We start from the raw sequence: 24826 nt of genomic DNA, 5'->3' as shown, positions 1-24826 counted from the left end.
TGCCGCCCCGCGGGAGCCTGACCTGTCTCCCGGACAGCGGCTGCCGCCGCCTCCGGGAGGGTCAAATGTCTTCGCTCAGGCGTCCCGGATCACCGCTGCGCGGTGTCCGGGATGACGAGGGCGCAACCCCCGGTCCGAAGGATGACGACGCTTTTCGCCTAAACACCGCGACGCCCCGGCACCGTCACGACCGAACGCTCTGCCCCGGCCCCCGCGATCCCGCCCCCTTCTCGCGGTGCGGACAGCCGGGCCAGCAACAGGGGCGGCGCTTGCCGGCCTTCAGGTCGGCACAGGCCCGCTCGATATGCTGGCGGCGGGTCTCGTCCCGCTTCACCGACTCGATCCAGCAGATCCATTCGTTGCGGGCCAGCGGGGTGATGTCCTCCCACCGTTCCAGCGCTGCAGGGTCGGCGACGAGGCGCGCCCTGAGGTCTTCGGGCAGGGCGTGCACGACGCCGGCACTGATCGGCATTCCGGTCATGGGGGCGGTTCCGTCCGGCGAAGAGACCGCACCCTACCGGCGGAGCCCGGTCCGGCCAAGATCGCCGCGTCGTCCGCCGTCAGCGCAGGATGAGGGCGGCCAGACCGGTCACGACCAGCAGGCCATGCAGAACCAGCATCACACCCAGCCATGACCGGAACGGCTGTTTGCGGGTCTTGTGGCGCAGCAGCTGCTGACCCAGCCAGGCCCCCGCGCCGCCGAACAGGGCGGCCCACAGCAGGGCGCGCTCCGGCACCCGGCGGCCATGGTTGCGGGCCCGGACCTTGTCGAACCAGAACAGGCCGAAACTGCCCAGGCTGGCGGCGGCCAGGCCCGCCAGGGTCACGGCGAGAACCGACGGCAATGTCATGGTCGGTACTCCCTCCGTGCCCCTACCGGCTGCGGGGCGCACCGTCGGGAATACCACGCCAGGCGTCCAGCGACTTCAGGGCCTCTGCCGCCCGGATCAGGACCCGGGCCTCGACCGCCCGGCCCTCGCTGACCAGCCAGGCGGCGCGGCGGACGGCGCGCATCACCGCCACGTCCGGATCGATCCACGGCGGGTCCTCCGCATCGGCGGGCGAGGTCGCGACGGGCAGGGGCTCCAGCCCCGGGCCCGGGTCGTCGGCCCCGCCGCGCACCGGCTTCAGGTCCAGGGTTTCGGCGATGCGGTTGCGGGTCCAGCCCTCGGCCATGGCCCGCCGCCGCAGATTGGACAGGCCGACGTCGAAACGCCGGGCCACGGACGGGGCCGGCTCGCCTGCCACATAGGCGGCCCTGACCCGGGCCCAGGTCTCCGGACCGCGATATTTGCGCAGGCGATGGTGCTCCATGCCGGCAGGATGCACCCTGTCTGCGTCAGGAACGGGCGCAGGCCGCCCCCCTGCCGCCGACCGGTTCTCCGTCGCGCTGTCCCGGTTGTCCCGGTTGTCGCGGTCAGGTCTGGCCGGTTTGTCCCGGTTTTGTCGCGGTTTCGTCCCTGTTGTCCGGCCACAACCAGGACAGAATTGTCCCGGTTTGTAGCGGGTGTCCCTGACCGGACTGTCCGGATCACCGCTGTTTCAGGGGGGGCGGACAGGTCGAAATCGTCACCAACTGACCGCCACGATCCTTCAGTGCGCGTAGTCCTGGATCGGCCGCACATCCAGATCGCCGGCCTTGATCGCCCCGATGGCCTGGGCCGCCGCCAGCGCCCCCGCGGCCGTGGTGTAGTAGGGGATCTTCATCATCAGGGCGGTGCGACGCAGGCTGAAGCTGTCCTGCAGCGACTGCTTGCCCTCGGTGGTGTTGAACACCAGCTGGACCTCGCTGTTCTTCATCGCGTCGACGATATGGGGCCGGCCCTCCAGCACCTTCTTCACGTGCCCGACCTCCAGCCCCTGCTCGACCAGATAGCTGTGGGTGCCGCCGGTGGCGAGGATGGAAATGCCCTCGGCGATCAGCGTCTTCACCGCCTCGATGATGAAGGGCTTGTCGGCGTCCTTGACCGAGACGAAGGCGCAGCCGGAGACGGGCAGGGTGGTGCCGCCGCCGATCTGGGACTTGGCGAAGGCGCGGGCGAAGGCGGGGGCCATGTCGGCCTCGCCGTCGCGTTTCCAGTCCAGTCCCATGACCTCGCCGGTCGAGCGCATCTCGGGGCCGAGGATGGTGTCGACCCCGGCGAAGCGGGCGAACGGGAAGACGGCTTCCTTGACCGCGATATGGTCATAGGGCCGGTCGGTCAGGCCGAACGACTTCAGCGGCACGCCGGCCATGACCTTGGCGGCGATGGCGGCGACCGGGTGGCCGATGGTCTTGGCCACGAAGGGCACGGTGCGGCTGGCGCGCGGATTGACCTCCAGCACGAAGATGCGCGGTTCGGCGCTGTGCGGCTCCTCGATGGCGAACTGGACGTTCATCAGGCCGCGCACCTTCAGGGCCCGGGCCATGGCCTCGGTCTGGCGCTTGAGCTCGGTGATGATGGCCTGGGACAGAGAGAAGGGCGGCATCGAACAGGCGCTGTCGCCGGAATGGACCCCGGCCTCCTCGATATGTTCGAGAACCCCGGCCACGAATACCGTCTCGTCGTCGCACAGGGCGTCGACGTCGACCTCGGTGGCCCGGTTCAGATAGTGGTCGATCAGCACCGGGTCATCGCCCGACACCCGCATGGCCTCGCCGACATAGCGGTCCAGCTGTTCGCGATCATGGACGATGACCATGCCGCGCCCGCCCAGCACATAGGAGGGACGCAGCACGACCGGATAGCCGACCTCATCGGCCTTCTGCGCGGCCTCCTCGGCGCTGCGGGCCAGGCCGTTGGGCGGCTGCATCAGGCCGATGTCATTCAGCATGACCTGGAAGCGCTCGCGGTCCTCGGCCAGGTCGATCGAGTCGACGCTGGTGCCGAGAATCGGCACCCCGTCCGCCTGCAGGGCATGGGCCAGTTTCAGCGGCGTCTGGCCGCCGAACTGCACGACCACGCCGATCAGATTGCCGTTGGACCGCTCGACGTCGATCAGTTCCAGCACGTCCTCGGCCGTGAGCGGCTCGAAATACAGCCGGTCGGAGGTGTCATAGTCGGTCGAGACGGTCTCGGGGTTGCAGTTGACCATGATCGACTCGACGCCGATGTCGGCGAAGGCAAAGGCCGCGTGGCAGCAGCAATAATCGAACTCGATCCCCTGCCCGATCCGGTTCGGCCCCCCGCCCAGAATTATCGCCTTTTTTCTGTCGGTTGGCGCGGATTCGCATTCCGGCACCTGGCCCAAGGCCCCGGTCTCATAGGTCGAATACATATAGGCGGTGGCCGAGGCGAACTCGGCGGCGCAGGTGTCGATGCGTTTGAACACCGGGCGCACGTTCAGGCCGCGCCGCAGGGCGCGGACTTCCGATTCCGTCGTTCCTGTCAGTTGCGCGAGGCGGGCGTCGGAGAAGCCCTTGGCCTTCAGGCGGCGGAACTCGCGGCGGTTCCCCTCCACCCCTTCGGGGTCCCCCTCCCCATCGCTGCGCGACAGGGAGGAGACGGCGGGCCGTCCTGTCTCCTCCCCACGCAGTGGGGAGGGGGACCGCGAAGCGGTGGAGGGGTGAAGCCCCGGCAACCCCTTGACCCGCAGATGCCCCTCCTCGCGCACGATGTCGGCGATCTGGCGCAGGAACCAGGGCTCGTACGAACAGGCGGCGTGGATCTCCTCGACCGACAACCCGTGGCGGAAGGCCTGGGCGATGACCAGGATCCGGTCCGGCGTCGGCTGGCCCAGGGCGCGCAGCACGGCGGCGCGGGCCCCGGCGTCGTCCTCGGCCCCGGCGACACCGTCGATCTCGATCTCGTTGAAACCGTTGAGGCCGGTCTCCAGCCCGCGCAGGGCCTTCTGCATCGACTCCTGGAAGGTGCGGCCGATGGCCATGACCTCACCGACCGACTTCATCGAGGTCGACAGGGTCGCCTCGGCCCCCGGATATTTCTCGAAGGCGAAGCGCGGGATCTTGGTCACCACATAGTCGATGCTCGGCTCGAATGACGCCGGGGTGACTTTGGTGATGTCGTTGGTCAGCTCATCGAGGGTGTAGCCGACGGCCAGGCGGGCGGCGACCTTGGCGATCGGGAAGCCGGTGGCCTTGGAGGCCAGGGCCGAGGACCGCGACACGCGCGGGTTCATCTCGATAACCACCATGCGGCCGTCGGCCGGATTGATGGCCCACTGTACGTTCGAGCCGCCGGTCTCGACGCCGATCTCGCGCAGGACATTGATCGAGCCGGTCCGCATCCGCTGATATTCCTTGTCGGTCAGCGTCAGGGCCGGGGCCACGGTGATCGAGTCGCCGGTGTGGACCCCCATCGGATCGATGTTCTCGATCGAGCAGATGATGATGCAGTTGTCCGCCGTGTCGCGGACCACCTCCATCTCGTATTCCTTCCAGCCCAGCACCGACTCCTCGACCAGCACCTCGGTGGTCGGCGACAGGTCGAGCCCGTGGGCGACGATCTCGTAATATTCCTCGACATTGTAGGCGATGCCGCCGCCGGTGCCGGCGAGGGTGAAGCTGGGGCGGACGATGGCCGGCAGGCCGACGAAGGCCAGGGCGTCCTCGGCCTCGTCGATGGTGTGGATCGCCTTCGACCGCGGGCTCTCGAGGCCCAGCTTGTCCATGGCGTTGCGGAATTTCTGCCGGTCCTCGGCCTTGTCGATGACATCGGCTTTCGCGCCGATCATCTCCACGCCCCATTTCTTCAGCGCGCCCGAGGCATCCAGCGCCAGGGCCGTGTTCAGCGCCGTCTGGCCGCCCATGGTCGGCAGCAGCGCGTCGGGCCGCTCCTTGGCGATGATGCGCTCGACGAACGCCGGGGTGATCGGCTCGATATAGGTGGCGTCGGCCACCTCCGGGTCGGTCATGATGGTGGCGGGGTTGGAGTTGACCAGTATGACCCGGTAGCCCTCGGCCTTCAGCGCCTTGCACGCCTGCACGCCCGAGTAATCGAACTCACAGGCCTGCCCGATCACGATCGGCCCCGCGCCGATAATCAGTATGGATTTCAAGTCTGTACGTTTGGGCATGGGCCTGAGGCTCTTCTTCTTGGGTCTTCAGTTCGTCACGACCGCGCACTCCCAGCCGTCATAGTCCAGCTGGAAGGCCGCGGCCCAGGATTGCATCATGGAGGAAACGGGCGCGAACGAGGCGGCGTCCACCGCCATGGTGGTTTCGAGGATGGTGCAGTCGTCCTGGCCCCGGGTCAGGAAGCCGGCGCGACGTGCCACCTCGTTCAGATCGTCGTGGTCACCCGCGCCGTAGAAATAGAACAGGGTGTGGCGCGGCGTGATCCCCGAATCCCCATGCGACGCGAGCGAGGCGCGGATCATCGCATCCCGGTCTTCGTGGCTGGTCAGGGCGTCGGACAGGGTCTCGGATCCTCGCGCGCGAACGGTCGGGGACGCGCAATGCGGGCCCTTGGCGTTCTGGTTGTCGGTTAAGCGGTCCGTTTAGAGACGCGACCGCCGCGCGACAAGCGCTTATCGGTCCGGCCGGACTCAATCCGGGTGCGGGAACGGTGGTAAGGGGCCCTGTCAGGATCGCGACGCGCGACGGTGGCCGGGAAAGACACGGATGGATTCGGCAGCGGTGGTCATGGGGGCTTCGGGCGGAGTCGGGGCGGCGGTCGTCGCGCGCGTGCGGGCGACGGGGGCGTTCGCCGTCGTCCATGCCCTGTCCCGGTCCGAAACCGGGCTGGACCTCGAGGATGAGGCGACGATCGCGGCGGCGGCGGCCGCCGTCGCCAGCGGGCCGGTGCCGACCCTGGTGTTCGTCGGCACCGGCGTGCTGCACAATGGCCACGTCCCCGAGCGCAGCTTTCGCGAAATGGACCCGGCGCATCTGATGCGCGACTTCCGGGTCAATGCGATCGGACCGGCGCTCGTGGCCAAACACATGCTCCCGCTGCTGCCCCGCGATCGCCGGGCCGTGTTCGTCGCCCTGTCGGCCCGGGTGGGTTCGATCAGCGACAACCGTTTGGGCGGCTGGCACAGCTATCGGGCATCCAAGGCGGCCCTGAACATGATCCTGCGCAACCTCGCGATCGAACTGGCCCGGACCCATCCGCTGGCCGTGGTCGCGGGCCTGCATCCGGGCACGGTGGACTCAGGCCTGAGCCGGTCGTTCCAGCGCGGAGTTCAACCGGATGCCCTGTTTACACCCGCCTATTCGGCGGCGCGTCTGCTGGCGGTCGTGGACTCGCTGACCCCGGCCGACAGTGGCGGCTGTTTCGCGTGGGACGGACAGCCCATCCCGGCCTGACCGGCCGCCTACCGGTCGGGGCGGGACTCGATCCATTCCGGCAGCGCGGCGATGGTGTCCAGCAGGGCAAAGCGCGGGTGGTTCTCCGGCGCATCGGCCAGTTCGTGGGCCCAGGTGACGTGATAGGGAATGTGGACCGCAAAGGCCCCGGCCTCCAGCGCCGGCAGCACGTCGGACTTCATCGAATTGCCGGCCATCACCGCCTGGTCCGGGCCGGTGCCGTGGCGGGTGAAGGCGCGGTCATAGGTCGCGCGGTCCTTCTCGGACACGATCTCGACCCCGCTGAACAGGTCGCCGAGGCCCGAGGCCGCCAGCTTGCGCTCCTGGTCCATCAGGTCGCCCTTGGTGATCAGCACCAGACGGTAGCGATCGGCCAGTCCAGCCAGGGTCTCGGCCACGCCGGGCAGTGTCTCGACCGGATGGGCCAGCATCTCGCGCCCGGCGGCGAGGATTTCCCGCAGGGCGCGCGGCGGCGGATCGCCGTCGCACAGCTCCATCGCCGTCTCGATCATCGACAGGGTGAAGCCCTTAACCCCGTAGCCGTAGAGCCGCAGATTGCGACGCTCGACCTCGGCCAGCCGCGCGGCGATGGCGTCATTGTCGTGGTCGGTCAGCAGGTCGAGAAACCGCGCCTGGGTCAGGCGGAAGATGGTCTCGTTGTGCCAGAGGGTGTCGTCGGCATCGAGGCCGACCGTGGTGATGGTCATGGACGGTCATTCCCCCGGGACGGGGTGGCGTGCAAGCGCGGAAATGGGGCTCGTGCCCGGGCAGAAAGCAGGACCCGGCCAGGACGCGGATGGTTTCGGCCCTGCGAGGCACGCCTTGCCACTCCAGTCTCCGGCATCGGTTCGATCGGCGGCGCAGGCGACGCGTGGGCCTGCCGTGACGGGGCAGGCCCTATGGTAAAACGGCGTCAACCCCGTCTGTTGGTGATCTCTTGGTAAATGGGGCGCACCTTCCATAGGTAGTATCGTGTGGTCCCAGCACAGGAGGTCGTGATGGCCTATCCTCCGGGGGCCGGACCGAGAGAACCGGCCAAGGTTTCGTTTGACGAGTCCCGATCGGCCAGGTGTGTCCCGGACCGACGCGCCTACGGTTCCGCCTGCGAAAGCCTGACCTTTCCCTTCGTGACGCGGGCCCGGCGGGAACTGTCGATCACCCTGGCCGCCCAGCCGGTCTATGAGCTGGACCGGTTCGCGCCGGTCGGGCGCCGGCTCAGGCGCATTGTCCGTCATCGGGGCGGGGAGTCGGCGCTGGTGGCCATGGGTCACCGGACGCTCGAGCCGGCCGACCTGAAGCGGATCGATCTGCAGACCATGGCCCACGGTCTGGATCTACTGCATCCGACCCTCAACGAGACCGTTGTCCTGCCCGCCTTCTGGCGTACGGTGGCGACCACCCAGGGCCGCTTTGCCCTGGCCTATGCCGGTCTGCAGTTCGACGGACGGCGTGGAACCTTGCTGGTCGAGGTGATGGGCGGGACAGAAATGGTCGCGCCGGAAGCCCTGGCCGAGACCATCGCCCATTTCGAAACCCAGAAACTGGGCGTGATCCTGCACATGGCCCCGGACATCGACCTGGCCCGACGCCTGGTCGACGCCCGGGCCGGCTGTCTGGCCATCGATTTCGCCGGCGTCGACCACGACAGCAGCCGGTCCTGGGCTGCGGCCGAGGCCCTGATCACCGCGGCGCGTGAGTCCGCGCCGCGGTTGCTGCTGCTGAACCTCCGGCCCGAGTGGGCCCGGGCCGCGGTGGCGGTCGGGGCCACCCACGCCGTGTTCGCCCAGATGACCGCCCGCACCGTGTGAACCGTTGACGCGGCCCGTCGCGGCGGGCCTTGTGGGGTATGCAGACCACCCTCCCCGCCCGCCTGTACGGCGATCCCGATGCCTGGGCCCGCGAGCGCAGGGGTGTGTTCGGACGCGCCTGGCTGTTCATCGGCCACGAGGCCGAGGCGGCGGCTCCGGGCGACTGGATCGCGACCGACATCGCCGGTTACCGGTTGCTGGCGGTCCGGGGCAGGGACGGGATCCTGCGGGCCTTCCACAATGTCTGCCGACACCGTGCCGGACCGCTGGTCGCGGGTACCCGCGGTCACTGCGAGGGTGAGCTGGTCTGCGGCTACCACGGCTGGCGCTATGCCCTGGACGGTCGGCTGAGGGCGGCTACGGGCTTTGGCACCGCGGAGGGATTTGACCCGCGGGATTTCGGCCTGTTCACCGTGCGGCTGGAGATCTGGCGCGGTTTGGCCTTCGTGGTTCTGGACCCGGAGGCGGCACCGCTGGCGGAATTTGTCGCGCCTCTGGAGCGGTTGCTGACGGCGCGGAGTCTCGACATCAGCCAGCCCCTGGTCCGGCGCACGCACGATCTCGCCTGCGACTGGAAGGTCTATGCCGAGAACTATCTGGAGGGCTATCACATCGACGCCGTCCACCCCGTGCTGGCCGAGGAACTGGGCCCGCGGTCGGACTACCGCACCAGTGTCGACGGCGATCTTGTGGTGCAGCAGGCCGTCGGCATCAATGATGGACCTCAGGGGGGCGTGTGGGGCTGGCTGTGGCCCAATCTCGGCATCAACGTCTATCGCGACAGCGCCATGATCGAGCGGATGACACCGGTCGGCCCGGGCCGGGTCCGGCTCGACTATCTGTTTCTCGGCGATGACGGCCCCGGGGCCCTGACGGAGATTCTGGCGGCGTCGGATCGGTTGACCGCCGAGGACGCCGCCATCTGCGAGGCGGTGCAGGCCAACCTCACGGCGGGGCAATACGACCGGGGCGTGCTAAGTCCAGAACACGAGCGCGCGGTCGGCTGGTTCCAGGACCGGATCGCGGCGCTGCATTCGACGCCCTGACGGGCGCACCGCCGGGGGGCGATCATGGACAGGAAACGCAAGCTGGGCTGGGGCCTGGCCGCCCTGCTGGTGGCCGGAAACATGATCGGCTCGGGGATCTATCTCCTGCCCGTCGCCCTGGCACCGTTCGGCAGTTCAAGCCTGATCGGCTGGGTGCTGGTCGCCGTCGGCCTGGTGGCGGTTATTGGACTGGGCTGGCCGCTGGTGCGGCATCGGGTTGATCCGGATGCGCTTCCTCTCTAGCAGGGCGGCCTTCGGCGAGGCGGTGCCGTGCAATCTGTCGGCAGGTCATTATGATCGCGGGGACTGAGTCCGCGGCATGAGGCGGCGGCAGCCGGGTTCCAGACCCGGCTTGAGAAGGTGAATAGATGACGACCGCGACCCCGACCGCATCTGTCCGCCAGCTCGGCTGGGGCCTCGCCGCCCTGGTGGTGGCCGGCAATATGATCGGGTCGGGCCTCTACCTCCTGCCCGCCACCCTGGCCCCGACCGGCAGTTCCAGCGTCATCGGCTGGGCCGCGGCGGCCGCCGGGGCGGTGGTTCTGGCCATGGTGTTTTCCGCCCTCGGCCGATTGCAGCCGGACGCCGACGGCCTGTCGGGCTACGCCGAACGCGGGCTGGGCCGGTTCTTCGCCTTCCAGACGGCGCTCGCCTTCTGGACCGCCTGCCTGGTCGGCAATGTCGCCATCGCCGTCGCCGCGACTGGCTACCTCGGCTATTTCTATCCGGTGCTGGCGACCCCGGTCGGGGCGGTGTTCTGCAATCTGTTCCTGATCTGGCTGACCACGGTCGCCTATATCATCGGCGCGCGCACGGCCGCCCGCTTCGCCGCCCTGGCCCTGATCATCGGCCTGGCCCCGGTCGCGGTGGCAGTCGTGGCGGGGGCCATCGCCTTCGATCCCGCGATCTTCGCCGCGTCGTGGAGCCCCTCGGGTGCCCCCCTGTCCAAGAGCGTCCCGGCCTCGCTGGCCATCATCTTCTGGGCCTTTATCGGGGTCGAGAGCGCCGCCGCCCTGTCGGCCCGGGTCAAGGACCCGGTGCGCGACGTCGGGCGGGCGACCATCGTCGGCGTGCTGCTGGCCGCGGTGGTCTATATCGCGGCTTCGGTGGCGGTGTTCGGGGTCATCCCGGCCGGCGTGCTGGCCCAGTCCTCCAGTCCCTATGCCGACCTGATCGCCCGGGTGTTCGGGGCCTCGATCGGCGGCGTGGCGGCAGCGGCCATGGTGATCAAGGCCACCGGCACCTTGAGCGGCTGGGTCATGCTGGGCGGCGAGACGGCGCGGGCTGCGGCCAAACAGGGTTTCCTGCCGTCCGGCTTCGGCCATGGGGACCGCACGCCGGTCGCCAACCCGCTGCTGGGCGGAGCGATCATGTCGGTGGTGGCGGTGATCTCGAACCAGCCGACCCTGGGTGGACAGTTCGGGGCCCTCGTGGGTCTGACGGCGGTGCTGAGCCTGGTCATCTACGGCTTCTGCGCCGTGGCCCTGTTCCGCATGGCCGGGCGGCCGCGCGACCGGGTGGTTGCGGTGCTGGGGTTGGCCTTCAGCGTGGCGGCGGTCGCCGCGGCGGCACCGGGCTATATCCTGCCGACCCTGGCCTTCTTCGCCCTGACCAGCCTGGCCTGGCTGTGGGTGCGGCGGAACCGGCGGGACCCGGACCTCACCGGCGACGGAACCGGGGCGGGCTGAAGTCGGACGTTGACCCCGCGGCCGGGCATCTTTAGTGACGCCGCCGTTTGCCCGCCCGGATTCGGTGTAAGGAACGCGCCATGACCAAGCTTCTCTCAGGCGCCACCGGCGTCCTCGCCCTGGCCGACGGCACCATCCTGCAGGGGATCGGTGTCGGCGCGACCGGTACCGCGCTGGGCGAGGTGGTCTTCAACACCGCCATGACCGGCTATCAGGAGATCCTGACCGACCCTTCCTACATGAGCCAGATCCTGGCCTTCACCTTCCCGCATGTCGGCAATACGGGCGTGAACCTCGAGGACATCGAGCAGATCGGTGGCGGTTCGGAGACCTCGGCCCGGGGCGCGATCTTCCGCGACCTGCCGACCGGCCCGGCCAATTGGCGCGCGGAACCGGCCGGCGGCGGCGATCTGGACGGCTGGATGAAGCGTCGCGGCGTGGTCGGCCTGTCCGGCGTCGATACCCGGGCCCTGACGGCGCGGATTCGTGACGGCGGTGCCCCGCATGCCGTCATCGCCCATGATCCGGACGGAAATTTCGACCTCGAGGCCCTGGTGGCCCAGGCGAAGGCCTGGACCGGTCTGGTCGGTCTCGACCTGGCCAAGGCCGCCTCGACCCTGCAATCGTTCGACTGGGACGAGGGGTTGTGGGACTGGCCGGAGGGCTATCCCCGTGTTGACGCCGCCGGCAAGTCGGTCGTGGTCATCGACTACGGGGTCAAGCGCAACATCCTGCGGGCCCTGGCCTCGACGGGGGCGAAGATCACGGTCGTGCCCGCCACCACTCCGGCCGAGGATATCCTGGCCCGCGATCCCGACGGTATCGTCCTGTCGAACGGCCCGGGCGACCCGGCGGCGACCGGAGTCTATGCGGTGCCCGAAATCCTGAAACTGGTCGACAGCGGCAAGCCGGTGTTCGGCATCTGCCTCGGCCACCAGATGCTGGCCCTCGCCCTGGGGGCAAAGACCATCAAGATGGACCAGGGCCACCACGGGGCCAATCACCCGGTCAAGGACCTGACCACGGGCAAGGTCGAGATCGTGTCGATGAATCACGGCTTCACCGTCGATCGCGACAGCCTGCCTGACGCGGTGGTCGAAACCCACGTCAGCCTGTTCGACGGCACCAACTGCGGCATCACCCTGAAGGACAGGCCGGTGTTCAGCGTGCAGCACCACCCGGAGGCCTCGCCCGGACCGACTGACAGCCTGTATCTGTTTGACCGGTTCCGCGACCTTATGGGGCCGCGCGGCTAGACGCCGGCGCGCCAGAGGCCCACTCTCGCTGCCGTTCCAGGGATTGGAAAGGACGCTGATGACCCGGGTCTTGATCCTGTTCTGTCTGCTGCTGGCGACCGCGGGCTGCGTCAGCGGGACCCGGACCAGCTTCGGGCCCGAAGACCGGCTGAGTGCGGCCCCGATGGGTGTGCAGGCAGCGGACAACAGGCCGTATCGCTTCTATCTCGATGACCCTGGCCAGGTGGCGGTGTTCGAGGCGCGGCTGCGTGCCGGCATGCCGATCGGTCCCGACGGACATCGCGATATCGTGGCCCTGTCCGGTGGCGGAGCCAACGGGGCCTTTGCCGCCGGACTGATGACCGGCTGGACCGCGTCGGGCACCCGGCCCGACATGGAGGTCGTCACCGGCGTTTCGACCGGGGCCCTGGCCGCCTCCTTCGTCTTCCTCGGTCCGGACTGGGACGACGAACTGACCGAGGCCTACACCGGAGGGGCGGCCAGCGACCTGTTGCAGCCCCAGGGGCTGGGAGCCCTGTTCGGATCGGGCGTCTACCGGGGCGAGCCGCTGCGCGCCCTGGTCGACCACTATATCGACGACCGGGTCCTGCAGGCCGTGGCGGCCGAGGCGACGCGGGGGCGGATGCTGCTGGTGGCCACCACGGATCTGGATTCCCAGCGGGGCGTGGTCTGGGACATGGGGGCCATCGCCCGACGGGGCGGGCCGGAGGCCCTGACCCTGTTCCGTCTGGTTCTGGTCGCCTCGGCCAGCGTGCCGGGGGCCTTTCCGCCGGTGCTGATTCCGTCAGAGGGCGGGGGTCACCGCTTCGAGGAGATGCATGTCGATGGCGGGGTGGCCACGCCTTTTCTGGCCTTGCCCGAAACCTTCTGGTCCTTCGAGGACGAGGCGGGGGATCTCAGGGGCGGCCGTATCCATGTGATCGTCAACGGTCGCACCGGTGCCGGATTCAAAATCACCCGCGACAGCATGGGCACGGTGCTGGCGCGCAGTCTCGACATCATGTTGCGGACCTCCCTCGTCTCCACCCTGGCCGGGAACCGCGCCTTTGCCGAGCGAAACGGGCTGGAGTTCCATTACGCCGCCCTGCCGGACGACAGCGCCGCCGATCCGCTGGACTTCAGCCTTGAGGCGATGCGCGGCGTCTATGACGTCGGCCGCGCCGGAGCCGTTGACGGGTCGATCTGGCGCTAGGCACCGGGCCGGGCTCAGGGCAGGGGCGCGAAGCTCCTGTCCTCGCAGCGCAGTTCGCCCGCCTTGCGCACCGCCGTCAGGGTGGCGGCGAGCCAGTAGCGGGCGTCCTCGTCGCGGTGCGCCAGACGGCGTTCCCGGGCCCGCATCCGTCGGGCGGCGGCATTATCGAGCAGGCGCGCGTGCAGGGCGCGGGGCGTGAGCGGGGCGACGGTGGGAGAGCCGGGGACGGCGACAGCATCGGGGCCGACGGGCTCCACCGCCGGGCGGGCGATGGCGATGAACATGGTGGTCCGGTCTTTCTGGCTGGCGGGCCCGCGCCTTCGCGCCGGCACCGCCGGGATCCGCTGCCTTCTGGCGCGGCACACTGAAATTAACCCACAGCGGTGTGGATGGTTCCGTGTATGGATATAAAATACGCTAAAAATCAGATGGTTATGGTCACGATCCGGACAAATTGGTTAGTGAAACCTTAACGCGCGAAGTCTGACGCCGTCGCCATTTCCGCGCTATAGACACGCGGTGCGTTTCGATGACCGTTTCCTGGAAGAACTGAAGGCCCGCCTTCGCCCGTCCGATGTCATCGGCCGGTCGGTGAAGCTCAAGCGTCAGGGACGCGAGTTCGTCGGGCTGTCGCCGTTCACCAAGGAGAAGTCGCCGTCGTTTTTCGTCAATGACGACAAGGGCTTCTTCCACGACTTCAGCTCAGGCAAGCATGGCGACGTCATTACCTTCCTGCAGGAGACCGAGCGGCTGAGCTTCCCCGAGGCGGTCGAGCGGCTGGCGGCCGAGGCCGGAATGCAGATGCCGGCCGAGGATCCGCAGGCGGTCGAGCGGGAGCAGAAGCGCCAGGGGCTGACCGACTGGATGGACCTGGCCCAGAAATGGTTCGCCGCCAATCTGCGCCGCTCGGCCGGCAAGGCCGCGCGTGAGGTGCTGCACAAGCGCGGCCTGCCCGAGGATCAGTGGGAGCGGTTCGGTCTCGGCTATGCGCCGGAAACCCGCGGCGGTCTGAAGGACGCCCTGGTCCAGCGCGGCGCGCGCCCGGCCGAACTGGTCGAGGCGGGGTTGCTGATCGCGCCCGAGGGCGGGGGGCAGCCCTATGACCGGTTCCGCGACCGGCTGATGTTCCCGATCCTCGACGCCCGGGGCCGGATCGTCAGCTTCGGCGGCCGGGCCATGAACCCCGACGACCGCGCCAAATATCTGAACGGCCCCGAGAGTCCCCTGTTTCACAAGGGTTCGACCCTGTACGGCCTGCCGGAGGCGCGCCGCATCCTCGGGGCCGAGAGCCGGTCCGACCGGGCGATCGTCGTGGTCGAGGGCTATATGGATGTGATCGCCTGCCAGCGGGCCGGCATCCCGGCCGTGTCGCCGATGGGCACGGCCCTGACCGAGGAGCAGATGGCCCTGCTGTGGCGGGTCTCGTCCGAACCGGTGCTGTGTTTCGACGGTGACGGGGCCGGCCAGCGCGCCGCCTACCGGTCCATAGAGCGCGCGCTGCCGATGCTGAAGGCCGGACGGTCGTTCCGCTTCGCCCTGCTGGAAGGCGGCCAGGATCCGGATGACATCCTGCGCGAGAAGGGGGCACCGGCCCTGCGCCAGGCCCTGGACGACACCCGGCCCTTCGCCGAGGTGCTGTTCAAGCGCGAGGCCGAGGTCGAGGTGCTGGATACGCCCGAGCGCCGCGCCGGGCTGAAGGGACGGCTGCGAGACGCCGCAGGGGCCATTCAGGACCGGGATCTGGCGGAACAGTACCGGCGTGAACTGTTCGACCGGTTCGATGCCCTGTTTCCGGCCCGGGTCCAGCGGCCGGCGTCGCGCGGCCAGAGCGTCAACGGCCGCTGGAAGCCGGGTCCCCCGCCCATGCTGGGCCAGACCGCCGAGGGAGCCCAGGCCATGCATTCGCTGTCACGGTCGATCGAGCCGGTGGCCGCAGCCCTGGCCCACGGCGCCATCGATGATCCCGAGCGGATGGACGACTATCTGGAAGCCATCGCCGCCCACGGCTTCGGCGAACCGGCGCTGGATGGCCTGGCCCAGGAACTTGTTCGACTGCGGTTCGCCGACCAGGAAAGCGGCCAATCCCTTGACAGTGCGGCCGTGCGACGCCATCTGGCCCTCTCGGGTCACGATGCTTTAGTGCGCGAGGTCGAGAAGGCGGCGGCAAAGTCCGGCGCGCCTTTCCTGGCCGCGAATGCGCCCCTCGCCGAAGCACGGACCCGGTGGTCGCAGGCGTTCGACGCTCTGACCCGCGTAGCGGCGTTGGAGGACGCCTTGGTTTCGGCACGTGCAGTGCCGGGACAGGATGAGGCTTTCCGCCGGCTAAAGGCCGAGCGCGATGCTTTGCGCCGTGCGATCAAAGCCGGGACGATATGGGAAGACGACGCGGCTTCGTAACCAACGAAGTCGTGACGCGTTGTATTTTTGCCGACGGGATTGATCACCCCGACCGGCGCGGAGACAGAATTTAATGACTGCCCAGACCGAGACGCAGGAAACCGAAGCCGCCACCGACGGGCCACTGCTCGATCTGACCGATGCCGGCGTCAAGAAATTCATCAAACAGGCCAAGACCAAGGGCTATGTGACGATGGAGGAACTGAACAAGGTTCTGCCGTCCGACGAGGTGACCCCCGACGCGATCGAGGACACCCTGGCCATGCTGTCCGAAATGGGCGTCAACGTCGTCGAGGCCGAGGAGGACGCCGCCGAGCCGCAGAGCACGGACGTCGCCGCCGCCGCCGGCACCGCCGTGGCCGAGGCCCCGGCCAAGTCCGCCTATGATCGCACCGACGATCCCGTGCGCATGTATCTGCGCGAGATGGGGTCGGTCGAGCTGCTGAGCCGCGAGGGCGAGATCGCCATCGCCAAGCGGATCGAGGCCGGTCGCGACGCGATGATCTCCGGCCTGTGCGAGAGCGCCCTGACGTTCGAGGCCATCATGGTCTGGCGCGACGAACTGGCCAACAACCGCATCCTGCTGCGCGAGGTCATCGACCTCGACGCCACCTATGGCGTGATCAACCCCTCGTCCCTGCCGGGGGCTGCCCAGCCCGAGCCGGAAGAGAAGCCCGAGGCCGAGAAGACCGAGGGCGAGGCCGAAAAGCCCGAGAGCGATGACGACGACGACGACGATTTCGATGACGGCGGCGGCCTGTCGATCTCGGCGCTGGAGGCCGAGCTGCGCGACGGCGTCATGGAGGTGCTGGACGCCGTGGCCGGGGATTTCGGCGGCTTCCGCAAGCTGCAGGACAAGCTGGTCGAGGCCCGCCTCAAGGGCGAGATGCTCTCGGCCAAGGACCAGAAGGCCTATGTCGGCCTGACCAAGGCCATCTCCGATCGTCTGAAGACGATGAAGCTGAACAACAACCGCATCGAGGCCCTGGTCGAGCAGCTGTACGCGATCAACAAGCGGCTGATGGGGCTGGAAGGCCGGCTGCTGCGCCTGGCCGACGGCTACGGCATCTCGCGTCCGGAATTCCTCAAGGCCTATTTCGGGGCCGAACTGGACCCCAACTGGGCCGACAATGTGCGCGACATGGGCGTGCGCTGGACCAAGTTCGCCGACAAGGAAGCGGCCCAGATCGCCCGCATCCGCGGTGACATCGCCGCCGTGGCCAGCGAGGCCGGCCTGCCGATCGACGACTACCGCCGCATCGTCCAGACCGTGCAGAAGGGCGAGCGCGAGGCCCGTCAGGCCAAGAAGGAAATGGTCGAGGCCAACCTGCGCCTGGTGATCTCCATCGCCAAGAAATACACCAACCGCGGCCTGCAGTTCCTTGATCTCATTCAGGAAGGCAATATCGGCCTGATGAAGGCGGTCGACAAGTTCGAGTACCGCCGCGGCTACAAGTTCAGCACCTATGCGACCTGGTGGATCCGCCAGGCCATCACCCGTTCGATCGCCGACCAGGCGCGCACCATCCGCATCCCGGTGCACATGATCGAGACGATCAACAAGATCGTCCGCACCAGCCGCCAGATGCTGCACGAGATCGGCCGCGAGCCGACCCCGGAGGAGCTGTCGGAAAAACTGGCCATGCCGCTGGAGAAGGTGCGCAAGGTCCTGAAGATCGCCAAGGAGCCGATCAGCCTCGAGACCCCGATCGGCGACGAGGAAGACAGCCACCTGGGCGACTTCATCGAGGACAAGAACGCCATCCTGCCGATCGACGCCGCCATCCAGTCGAACCTGCGCGAGACCACGACCCGCGTGCTGGCCTCGCTGACGCCGCGCGAGGAGCGCGTCCTGCGCATGCGGTTCGGCATCGGCATGAACACCGACCACACCCTGGAAGAGGTCGGCCAGCAGTTCTCGGTCACCCGCGAACGCATCCGCCAGATCGAGGCCAAGGCCCTGCGCAAGCTGAAGCACCCGTCGCGGTCGCGGAAGCTGCGGTCGTTTCTGGACAGCTAGAACGACAAAGGGGCGGCCCCATCGGGACCGCCCCTTCTTCTTGCCCGGTTGCCAGGTGTCAGCCGTCCAGCAGCACCTCGAAGCCGCCGAAGATCATGCGTTTGCCGTCGAACGGCATCTCGGTCGCGGACAGGCGGGCGTCGGTCATCAGCTTTTCCCAGGCGGTGTCGCGGGTGGCCTTGTCGGGCCAGGTGATCCAGCCGACGGCGACGGTTTCGCCGGGCTGGAGCTGGACCGCCTTTTTAAAGTCGGTGACCTTGCCGTCCGGGACGTCCTCGCCCCAGGTCTCGGTGACCCGGGTCGCGCCATACTCCTTGAAGATGATCGTCGAGGTGCGGGAATGCGCCAGATAGGCGGCCTTGTTGGCCGTGGGCACGGGGATGACGGTGATGTCGAGGAAGGGCATGGGCAGGTCTCTATTTAGGGCGCTATCACGAGCGACGCGGTCGCTCGTTGGTTGAGCGCGGGGTTGGGCGCTATCGCTCGCGATGCGGTCGCTCGCGGCTTGGGCGCGGGGGCGGGAAGTTGGTGTTGCGGCTCAGGTGTCTCCGTCGGCGGCATGGTTGAGGGCGGCGATGTCGATCTTCTGCATCGTCATCATCGCGGCCATGGCGCGGCCGGCGCGGCGACGGTCGGGGTCGGTGATCAGGGTCATCAGGCGGCGGGGCGTGATCTGCCACGACAGGCCCCAGCGATCCTTGAGCCAGCCACAGTCGCCGGCCTGGCCGCCGTCGGCGGTCAGGGCGTTCCACAGCCGATCGGTCTCGGCCTGGTCTTCGGTCAGGACCTGCAGCGACACCGCCTCGGTTAACGGGAACTGCGGGCCGCCGTTCAGGGCCATGTATGACCGCCCCGCCAGGGTGAACTCCACCGTCAGTACCGTGTCGGCGGGGCCGGACGGGGTGTCGACGGGCGCGCGCATGACGCGGTCGATGCGACTGTCGGGCAGCAGGGAGACGTAGAAGGTCGCGGCGTCCTCACCGTCACCGTCATACCAGAGGCAGGGGATGATCCTGTCGGTCATTGCGCGGCCTCCGCCAGTTCGGCCAGCTGGTCGGCGACGGTGCCCCAGCCCTGTTCGAAGCCCATGTCGCGATGGGCGTCGGCGGCCTTGGCATCCCAATGCCGGGCGCGGGCGGTGTAAAGGGTGCCGCCATCCTCGGGCTCGAAGGTGTCGATGCGGACGAAATTCATCTCGCCCGGCTGCGGGACCCAGCCCTCGGTCAGGGCGCTGGTCGAGACCAGTTTCCGATTGGGGACCACTTCCAGAAAGACGCCGCGGTAGCTGTGACGCTCGCCCTCGGGCGATTGCATCGTGACGTCGGCGCGGCCGCCCGGCCGGAGGTCGAAGTCAACCTCGGGCGTGGTCCAGGGGCGGGGGCAGAACCAGTCGCGGGTGCGTTCGGTATAGATGCGCCAGACGGTCTCGGGCGAGGCCTTGATCAGGCGGGTGACGCTGAGCTCGTGGGAGTCGGGCATGATCGCGCTCCGGCTCAGGCCGCATCTTCGGCGGTGGCCGCGTCGGCATCCATCCAGAACACCTCCCAGATGTGGCCGTCGGGGTCGGCGACGCTGCGGCCGTACATGAAGCCGTGGTCCTGTGCGGGATTGGGGTCGGCCTGGCCGCCTGCGGCACCGGCGGCATCGACGATGGCGTCGACCTGGGTCCTGTCGTCGGCGGACAGGGCCAGCAGCACCTGGACGGAGGCGTGGGCGTCGGCGATCGGCCGGGCGGTGAATTCGGCGAAACGGCTGTGCGTCAGCAGCATCACGTAAATGGTGTCGGAGAAGACCATGCACATGGTGCGCGCGTCGCTGTACTGCGGGTTCTGTTTCGCGCCGGCCGCCTCATAGAAGGCGATCGAGCGGGCCAGGTCGGTGACCGGCAGATTGACGAAAAGCATGCGTGACATCGAGCCTCTCCCTCCTGCGAGATTTGCCATTCGTGCCACGACCGGTTAGGAATGGCAACCATGCAGTTAGAAAAAGTAACCAACTTGACGTCCGGACCCGGAGGGGCGCCGCGGCGTTGGTACGATGACGCCTGCGGCACGGCCCATGCGCTGGAGCTGGTCGGGGAGCGCTGGTCGCTGTTGATCCTGCGCGAGATGATGTTCGGGCCGCGGCGGTTCGGCGACATCCGGGCCGCCCTGCCGGGCCTCAGCGCCAACATCCTGACCCAGCGGCTGGAGACGCTGGAAACGCATGGCCTGGTCGAGCGGTCGAAACTGCCGCCGCCGGCCTCGGTCCAGGTCTACGGGCTGACGCCGTGGGGCTATGAGGCGGATCAACTGCTGATCGTGCTGGGACGCTGGGCGGCGCGATCGCCGGGCCATGACCCGACCCTGCCGCTGTCCAAGACCTCGCTGATGCTGTCGTTCCGGACCATGTTCCAGGCCGGTATGGCGGGCGATGCTGACATGACGGTCGGGTTTCAGCTGGATGACGAGACCTTCCGTGTCCGTATCGACCATGGCGTGCTGGTGCCGGAACGGGGCGGGATCGACGACGCCGGGGTGACCTTCATCACCACGCCGGAAGCGATGGCGGCCTATGTCTACGGCAAGGTGCCGCTGGAGGCGCTTGAGGCCGGGGGTGGGGTCCGGATCGCGGGCGATCGCGCCCTGGCGGTGACCTTCCAGACCTTCTTTGCCCTGCCGCCCAAGGCCGGAGCCTGAGTTGAGGGGGGGGCGACCCTCAGGCCAGCATGTCGAGCAGGGTGCCGGTCATCCGGTCGGCGGTCTTCAGCACGGCGACATTGGCCTTGAGGGCGACCTCGGACTGGAGGCGGTCGACCATCTCTTCGGCCAGGGTGTCGAGCGGGCCGGCGGCCGTGCGCCGGGCGCTGGCGTCGAAGCGGGCGGTGGCGGTGGCGATACCGCCGGCGGCGATGGCGAAGGCCTGCATGGGCGGCTCCCGGCTTGAGGGAGGGGCAGTGTGGCCGAGACGGACTGAACGGGCTGCCTACAGGCATGGTGAACGGCCGGGCGAGCGGCGGGACTGGCAGATGGGCGAGCGGCGTTCGGTCAATGGACTTCGGCGGCCGGGCGCGGCATCCTGCGGGTCCCGCCGTCGAGGAGTGTCGCCGTGATCAGCCTGGCCCATCTGAAACGTCGTCTGGGCCAGTATGCGGCCCTGTGGGTCGGCGGCTTCCTGCTGACGGGCGCGGCCGTGCTGGCCGGTCTGCTGTTCATGGACCTGATCGTGGCCGTGGACATGGTGTTGCCGGTGACCCTGGTGGCGGTGTTGCTGGCGATGGGGGCGGGGCTGGTGCTCAGCCTGGTGTCCGGTGAGACCGTCGGCACCAAGCTGATCCTGCTGGTCCTGGCCCTGCTGCTGGTGCTGCCATTGCTGTGGGGGCCGATGTCGGCGGCGGTGTCGATCGCCTTCGTTCTCGACCGGTCGATCGAGTATTCGCAGACCTATGCCGCCGTCCAGATCGGCATTTCCCGGCTGCTGATGCCCCTGACCGGCTGGATCCTCGGCGGGGCGCTGGTCGACACGGTGTGGGCCTTTTTCCAGGGCGTCGCCTCGGTGATCGGCGTCGTGTCGGCCTGGGTTAAGATCTGGCCGCTGCTGCGTCGCCTGCTGGGGCCGGAACCGGCGCGGGAGACCTGAGGGGCCGTCTGCCGCGATCTTAATCCGGACTTCATCGCTCGCGTGCATGAGGGGGGGGCAGCTGGAAATTGCGATGAACCTCTCCCTCCTTGGCTTCGACGCGGCGTTTGACCAGACGGCCGTCGACACCCGCAAGCAGGCCGGCGGCCGCATCGTCATCAGTGTGCTGGTGTTCCTGACCGGTCTGACCGCCATCCCCCTGGGCGCGCTGGTGGCCTGGGCGGCGATCTATGCGATCGGCGACTCCACCCTGTGGATCGCCACCGACCCCCGCCGGCTGGCCCGGAATCCGGTGTTCTTCCGCACCCTGCGGCTGCTGGCCACCGCGGTGTCGACCTGTGCCTGGGTGACGATCGGCTGGCTGTGGTGGTGGGCTCCGGGCGAGACCAGCCGGGTGGTGGCGGTGGCCCTGACCAGTGGCGTGCTGCTGTACGTCGTGCGCGGCTGTCACCGGTCCCTGGTGCATATGCTGACCACCGGCCTGCCGCCGGCGGTGATCCTGCTGGTGCTGCCGTTCACCCTGCCGAATTTCACCAGTGAGCTGGGCCTGTTCTGGTCGATGGCGCTGATCGTGGTCTTTGCGGCGACCTCGGGCCTGAATGCCTGGCGCGGGCACCGCGCCCTTCAGGCGACCAACCGGGCCCTGGTCGACAAACAGCATGAGGCCGAGGCGGCCAGCGTCGCCAAGTCCGAATTCCTCGCCAATATGAGCCACGAGATCCGCACGCCGCTGAACGGCGTGCTGGCCATGGCCCATGTGCTGGACGAGGCGGACCTGCCGCCGCGCGAACAGGAGGCGGCGCGGATGATCTGCGCCTCGGGCGAAATGCTGGAGCGGCTGCTGTCCGACATTCTCGACCTGGCCAAGGTCGAGGCGGGGCAGCTGGAGATCGAGGCGGTGCCCTTCCACGCGGGCGACCTGGTCCGCAACGTCGCCGCCCTGTGCCGGCCGCGGGCAGACGAAAAGGGCCTGCCGATCGTGGTCGAGATCGATGCGGCGGCCGACCGGGCCTATGAGGGCGATGCGGTCCGCGTCCGCCAGGTACTCATCAACCTGGTCTCCAATGCGGTGAAATTCACGACGGCGGGCGAAGTGCGCCTGGCGCTGACGGTCGGGACGGACGACCGGTTGCGCTTCGCGGTCTCGGATACGGGCGACGGCTTCGACCCGGCCCACAAGGCCCGTCTGTTCGACCGCTTCCAGCAGGCCGACGGCTCGATCACGCGCCGCTTCGGCGGCAGCGGCCTGGGTCTGGCGATTTCGAAACATCTGGCCGAGATGATGGGCGGCGTGCTGGACTGCGACAGTATTCCCGGCACCGGATCGGTGTTCTGGTTCGAGGTTATCCTGCCGGTCGGCGCGGTCGCCCGACCGGAGGATGAAGCCTCATCGTCGGGCCCGGTGCATGCCGTCACGCGCGTGCTGGTCGCGGATGACCATCCGACCAACCTTCGCGTCGTCGAGATCATCCTGCGCGGCGCGGGGATCGAGGTGACCTCGGTGGCGAACGGCCTCGAGGCCGTCCAGGCCCACGCCGTCGGTATCTATGACGTGATCCTGATGGATATGCAGATGCCGGTGATGGACGGTCTGACGGCCGTGGCGGAAATCCGTGGCACCGAGGCGCGGATGAACGGCCCGCGGACGCCGATCATCATGCTGACGGCCAACGCCATGCCGGAACAGGTGCGGGCCGGACAACTGGCCGGAGCCGACGCCCATCTGGCGAAGCCGATCACCCCGGCGTCGCTGCTGCAGGCGATCGCCGACGTCGCTGTCGGGGAGTCGGTGGCGCCGGACCTCGCCCGGGCGGTCTAGAGGCGGCGCTTGCCTCGAAGCGGGCCGGGAGGCATCCTGCGCCGATGAGCACGCAGCAGCCGGCGGGCGGACGCTTCCAGACCTTTACGGCCTTCTACCCCTACTATGTGCACCAGCATGCGAACCGGACCTGCCGCCGGATTCACGTGGTCGGCACGGCCCTGGTCATCGCCGTCTTCGTCACGGCCCTGGTGACGCGCAACGCCTGGTGGCTGCTGGCCATGCCGCTGGTCGGCTACGGCTTCGCCTGGGTCGGCCATTTCTTCTTCGAGAAGAACCGCCCGGCCACCTTCCAGTATCCGCTGTGGAGCCTGATGGGCGACTGGCGACTGTTTTTCGAGACCGTCAGCGGCCGACGCAAATTCTAGCGCGGATTGCGGTTGGCCGGGTCCTGGAAGAAATACAGGCTGAGCAGGAAGACGGCCACGGCCTCGCGATCCGGTGAACCCTGCGGCGGCAGGTAGAAGGCCGGGCGCATGCGGTTGATGTCCAGGCCGCCGATCTCGACCCCGTCGCGCGTCACGACATAGCCCATCACCTGACCGCCGCCGAAGGGCAGGCCGCCGATGCGGTGGGTCTCGGCCCGCAGGGTCACGCCGTTCCAGGTCAGGGTCCCGGCGCGCTGGGGCTGTTGCAGGCGGCGCAGGAAGCTGCCGCGCGACAGGGCCAAGCCCATGCTCGCATCCGCCGGCGCCGCGCCGCCGTATTCGCAGTCATAGCTGATCGGTTCACGGTCGAAGGTGATGCCCAGGATCTCGCGGTGGCTCTGTCCGCCGCCACAGTTGGCCGTCACCTCGCCGCCGGGCAGGTTGATGGAGAACTCCGCCGTGGCCATGTCGCGCGACTGCCAGGGCAGCCGGGTGCTGGACGAACGCATGGCAGTCGAGCCGGTGAACTCGCCCACCTCATAGCCCGGCCTGAGCAGACTGGGTCCGCGCCGGCTGCGGTAGCCCAGCTGTTCGGTGCGTTCGGTCATGGGGGCGGTGGCGGGAGCGGCCCGGGCGTCCGCCGGGGGCGTCTGCTGCGGGGCCCGGGCGAGGGCACCGGCGCTGAGTGCGAGGGCCGCAGCCAGGGTTATCGTCGGGAAAACGAACCGCATCGTCACCTCCTGTGCGAGGAAGGCGATTGTAGCGGTCAGTGGCAGAACATCAATATTTGAACCGGTCGCGGAGAGCGGGTCCCGGCATCAGCCGGCGTCGGCGCTGGCCCAGGCGGGCGGGCAGCCGTCGAAACGGCCGGCCTCGGCGATCGACAGGGTGCGCATGTTGAGGCGCATGATCGGCCGCATCGAGCCGCGACCGTGGCCGGTGTAGAGATCGACCTTGGCCCCCTTGATCGCGCCGCCGGTGTCGGAGGCGTACCAGTAGCCGTCGTGGACGGTGCCGTCGGCGAGGCGCAGGCCCACGGTCTCGCGGATGAACAGCCGGGTGCGACGGGGGATGACGCGGGGATCAACGGCCACGGTGCGCATCGGGATCGGACGGCAACCGAGCGAATCGTTGCCCGTCGCGCCACCACCACCGGCATGATAGAGCCGCGCCGACGCGCGCCAGTCGGGATCGCCGGCCATCAGTTCGATCTGTTCAGCGTCCAGCTCGAGGCCGGACGCCGCTTCCGCTGCCACCGCTTCCGCGGCAACCACTGACTCATAGGGGGCCGGTTCGCCCGAGACGGGGAACATCAGCGCCAGGATCAGGGCAAGGGCAGCGGCAGCTTCCGGCATGAGCCGACT

General features: G+C 68.6%; 27 protein-coding genes. 13 read left to right on the top strand and 14 right to left on the bottom strand.

Features of this window, described 5'->3' with window-relative positions:
* Positions 1-184 precede the first annotated feature (184 nt).
* The 5 genes from AACZ75_RS05120 to AACZ75_RS05100 all read right to left on the bottom strand — a co-directional run bounded on the left by AACZ75_RS05120 (position 185) and on the right by AACZ75_RS05100 (position 5319).
* On the bottom strand, positions 185-481 hold the full coding sequence (locus AACZ75_RS05120) for a YdeI/OmpD-associated family protein (RefSeq protein WP_339871645.1): 297 nt from the start codon (positions 479-481) through the stop codon (positions 185-187).
* Positions 482-560: 79 nt separating this feature from the next.
* Positions 561-851, bottom strand: a complete 291-nt coding sequence (locus AACZ75_RS05115) for a DUF1294 domain-containing protein (protein ID WP_339871644.1) — start codon at positions 849-851, stop codon at positions 561-563.
* 22 nt (positions 852-873) lie between these two features.
* Entirely contained in the window at positions 874-1314 is a 441-nt protein-coding gene (locus AACZ75_RS05110; protein WP_339871643.1) for a hypothetical protein, read from the bottom strand.
* Positions 1315-1593: 279 nt separating this feature from the next.
* Entirely contained in the window at positions 1594-5016 is a 3423-nt protein-coding gene (carB, locus tag AACZ75_RS05105; protein WP_339871642.1) for a carbamoyl-phosphate synthase large subunit, read from the bottom strand.
* 27 nt (positions 5017-5043) lie between these two features.
* A complete protein-coding gene (locus AACZ75_RS05100; RefSeq protein ID WP_339871641.1) occupies positions 5044-5319 on the bottom strand; it encodes a ribonuclease E inhibitor RraB in 276 nt (91 codons plus the stop codon).
* 244 nt (positions 5320-5563) lie between these two features.
* On the opposite strand from AACZ75_RS05100, the gene AACZ75_RS05095 reads away from it, so the two are divergent.
* On the top strand, positions 5564-6250 hold the full coding sequence (locus AACZ75_RS05095) for an SDR family NAD(P)-dependent oxidoreductase (RefSeq protein WP_339871640.1): 687 nt from the start codon (positions 5564-5566) through the stop codon (positions 6248-6250).
* Positions 6251-6258: 8 nt separating this feature from the next.
* Here AACZ75_RS05095 and AACZ75_RS05090 read toward each other — a convergent pair whose 3' ends face one another.
* The gene (locus tag AACZ75_RS05090; RefSeq protein WP_339871639.1) at positions 6259-6957 is read right to left on the bottom strand and encodes an HAD family hydrolase; all 699 of its coding nucleotides are present in this window, start codon (positions 6955-6957) and stop codon (positions 6259-6261) included.
* Positions 6958-7248: 291 nt separating this feature from the next.
* On the opposite strand from AACZ75_RS05090, the gene AACZ75_RS05085 reads away from it, so the two are divergent.
* From AACZ75_RS05085 to AACZ75_RS05060, 6 genes are all read left to right on the top strand, one after another.
* Complete coding sequence (locus AACZ75_RS05085) at positions 7249-8058, top strand: hypothetical protein (protein WP_339871638.1); 810 nt, start codon at positions 7249-7251, stop codon at positions 8056-8058.
* 38 nt (positions 8059-8096) lie between these two features.
* Positions 8097-9104: an SRPBCC family protein gene (locus AACZ75_RS05080; RefSeq protein WP_339871637.1), complete on the top strand. Its 1008-nt coding sequence runs from the start codon at positions 8097-8099 to the stop codon at positions 9102-9104.
* A 24-nt stretch (positions 9105-9128) separates the two neighbouring features.
* Entirely contained in the window at positions 9129-9347 is a 219-nt protein-coding gene (locus tag AACZ75_RS05075; RefSeq protein ID WP_339871636.1) for a hypothetical protein, read from the top strand.
* Between the two features lie 125 nt (positions 9348-9472).
* Positions 9473-10792 (top strand): amino acid permease, encoded by a 1320-nt coding sequence (locus AACZ75_RS05070; protein WP_339871635.1) that lies wholly within the window; start codon positions 9473-9475, stop codon positions 10790-10792.
* Positions 10793-10872: 80 nt separating this feature from the next.
* Positions 10873-12048, top strand: coding sequence for a glutamine-hydrolyzing carbamoyl-phosphate synthase small subunit (gene carA / locus AACZ75_RS05065; protein WP_339871634.1), 1176 nt, complete (start codon positions 10873-10875; stop codon positions 12046-12048).
* A gap of 58 nt (positions 12049-12106) precedes the next feature.
* Complete coding sequence (locus tag AACZ75_RS05060) at positions 12107-13240, top strand: patatin-like phospholipase family protein (protein WP_339871633.1); 1134 nt, start codon at positions 12107-12109, stop codon at positions 13238-13240.
* A gap of 14 nt (positions 13241-13254) precedes the next feature.
* Here AACZ75_RS05060 and AACZ75_RS05055 read toward each other — a convergent pair whose 3' ends face one another.
* On the bottom strand, positions 13255-13524 hold the full coding sequence (locus AACZ75_RS05055) for a hypothetical protein (protein WP_339871632.1): 270 nt from the start codon (positions 13522-13524) through the stop codon (positions 13255-13257).
* A 235-nt stretch (positions 13525-13759) separates the two neighbouring features.
* On the opposite strand from AACZ75_RS05055, the gene dnaG reads away from it, so the two are divergent.
* Together dnaG and rpoD are read left to right on the top strand one after the other, a co-directional pair.
* The gene (gene dnaG / locus AACZ75_RS05050; RefSeq protein WP_339871631.1) at positions 13760-15637 is read left to right on the top strand and encodes a DNA primase; all 1878 of its coding nucleotides are present in this window, start codon (positions 13760-13762) and stop codon (positions 15635-15637) included.
* Between the two features lie 73 nt (positions 15638-15710).
* Positions 15711-17657, top strand: coding sequence for an RNA polymerase sigma factor RpoD (gene rpoD, locus AACZ75_RS05045; RefSeq protein WP_339871630.1), 1947 nt, complete (start codon positions 15711-15713; stop codon positions 17655-17657).
* 58 nt (positions 17658-17715) lie between these two features.
* Here the strand turns inward: rpoD and AACZ75_RS05040 are convergent, their stop codons facing one another.
* From AACZ75_RS05040 to AACZ75_RS05025, 4 genes are all read right to left on the bottom strand, one after another.
* On the bottom strand, positions 17716-18063 hold the full coding sequence (locus tag AACZ75_RS05040; protein ID WP_339871629.1) for a DUF1428 domain-containing protein: 348 nt from the start codon (positions 18061-18063) through the stop codon (positions 17716-17718).
* 132 nt (positions 18064-18195) lie between these two features.
* Positions 18196-18681: a VOC family protein gene (locus AACZ75_RS05035; RefSeq protein WP_339871628.1), complete on the bottom strand. Its 486-nt coding sequence runs from the start codon at positions 18679-18681 to the stop codon at positions 18196-18198.
* Positions 18678-19136, bottom strand: coding sequence for an SRPBCC family protein (locus AACZ75_RS05030; RefSeq protein ID WP_339871626.1), 459 nt, complete (start codon positions 19134-19136; stop codon positions 18678-18680). Before AACZ75_RS05030 ends, AACZ75_RS05035 begins: the two co-directional genes overlap by 4 nt.
* 14 nt (positions 19137-19150) lie before the next feature.
* Entirely contained in the window at positions 19151-19570 is a 420-nt protein-coding gene (locus AACZ75_RS05025; protein ID WP_339871625.1) for a VOC family protein, read from the bottom strand.
* A 60-nt stretch (positions 19571-19630) separates the two neighbouring features.
* Between AACZ75_RS05025 and AACZ75_RS05020 the strand changes: the two genes are divergently transcribed.
* On the top strand, positions 19631-20335 hold the full coding sequence (locus AACZ75_RS05020) for a winged helix-turn-helix transcriptional regulator (RefSeq protein ID WP_339871624.1): 705 nt from the start codon (positions 19631-19633) through the stop codon (positions 20333-20335).
* A gap of 19 nt (positions 20336-20354) precedes the next feature.
* On the opposite strand, the gene AACZ75_RS05015 is transcribed toward AACZ75_RS05020, so the two are convergent.
* Positions 20355-20564 (bottom strand): flagellar hook protein FlgE, encoded by a 210-nt coding sequence (locus AACZ75_RS05015; protein ID WP_339871623.1) that lies wholly within the window; start codon positions 20562-20564, stop codon positions 20355-20357.
* A 180-nt stretch (positions 20565-20744) separates the two neighbouring features.
* Here AACZ75_RS05015 and AACZ75_RS05010 point away from each other — a divergent pair, with 180 nt between their 5' ends.
* From AACZ75_RS05010 to AACZ75_RS05000, 3 genes are all read left to right on the top strand, one after another.
* The gene (locus AACZ75_RS05010) at positions 20745-21275 is read left to right on the top strand and encodes a hypothetical protein (protein ID WP_339871622.1); all 531 of its coding nucleotides are present in this window, start codon (positions 20745-20747) and stop codon (positions 21273-21275) included.
* Positions 21276-21348: 73 nt separating this feature from the next.
* Positions 21349-23094, top strand: a complete 1746-nt coding sequence (locus tag AACZ75_RS05005) for an ATP-binding protein (RefSeq protein ID WP_339871621.1) — start codon at positions 21349-21351, stop codon at positions 23092-23094.
* Positions 23095-23138: 44 nt separating this feature from the next.
* The gene (locus AACZ75_RS05000) at positions 23139-23462 is read left to right on the top strand and encodes an Mpo1-like protein (RefSeq protein WP_339871620.1); all 324 of its coding nucleotides are present in this window, start codon (positions 23139-23141) and stop codon (positions 23460-23462) included.
* Here the strand turns inward: AACZ75_RS05000 and AACZ75_RS04995 are convergent.
* Complete coding sequence (locus AACZ75_RS04995; RefSeq protein WP_339871618.1) at positions 23459-24193, bottom strand: hypothetical protein; 735 nt, start codon at positions 24191-24193, stop codon at positions 23459-23461. The two genes, AACZ75_RS05000 and AACZ75_RS04995, sit on opposite strands and share 4 nt — an antisense overlap.
* An 87-nt stretch (positions 24194-24280) precedes the next feature.
* Positions 24281-24817, bottom strand: a complete 537-nt coding sequence (locus tag AACZ75_RS04990; protein WP_339871617.1) for a 3D domain-containing protein — start codon at positions 24815-24817, stop codon at positions 24281-24283.
* Between the last annotated feature and the right edge of the window lie 9 nt (positions 24818-24826).

It is taken from the genome of uncultured Brevundimonas sp., from assembly GCF_963975535.1.
Classification (GTDB): Bacteria; Pseudomonadota; Alphaproteobacteria; order Caulobacterales; family Caulobacteraceae; genus Brevundimonas.
The sequence above is the reverse complement of the archived record's forward strand: the minus strand, read 5'-3'. Positions and strand labels throughout refer to the sequence as shown.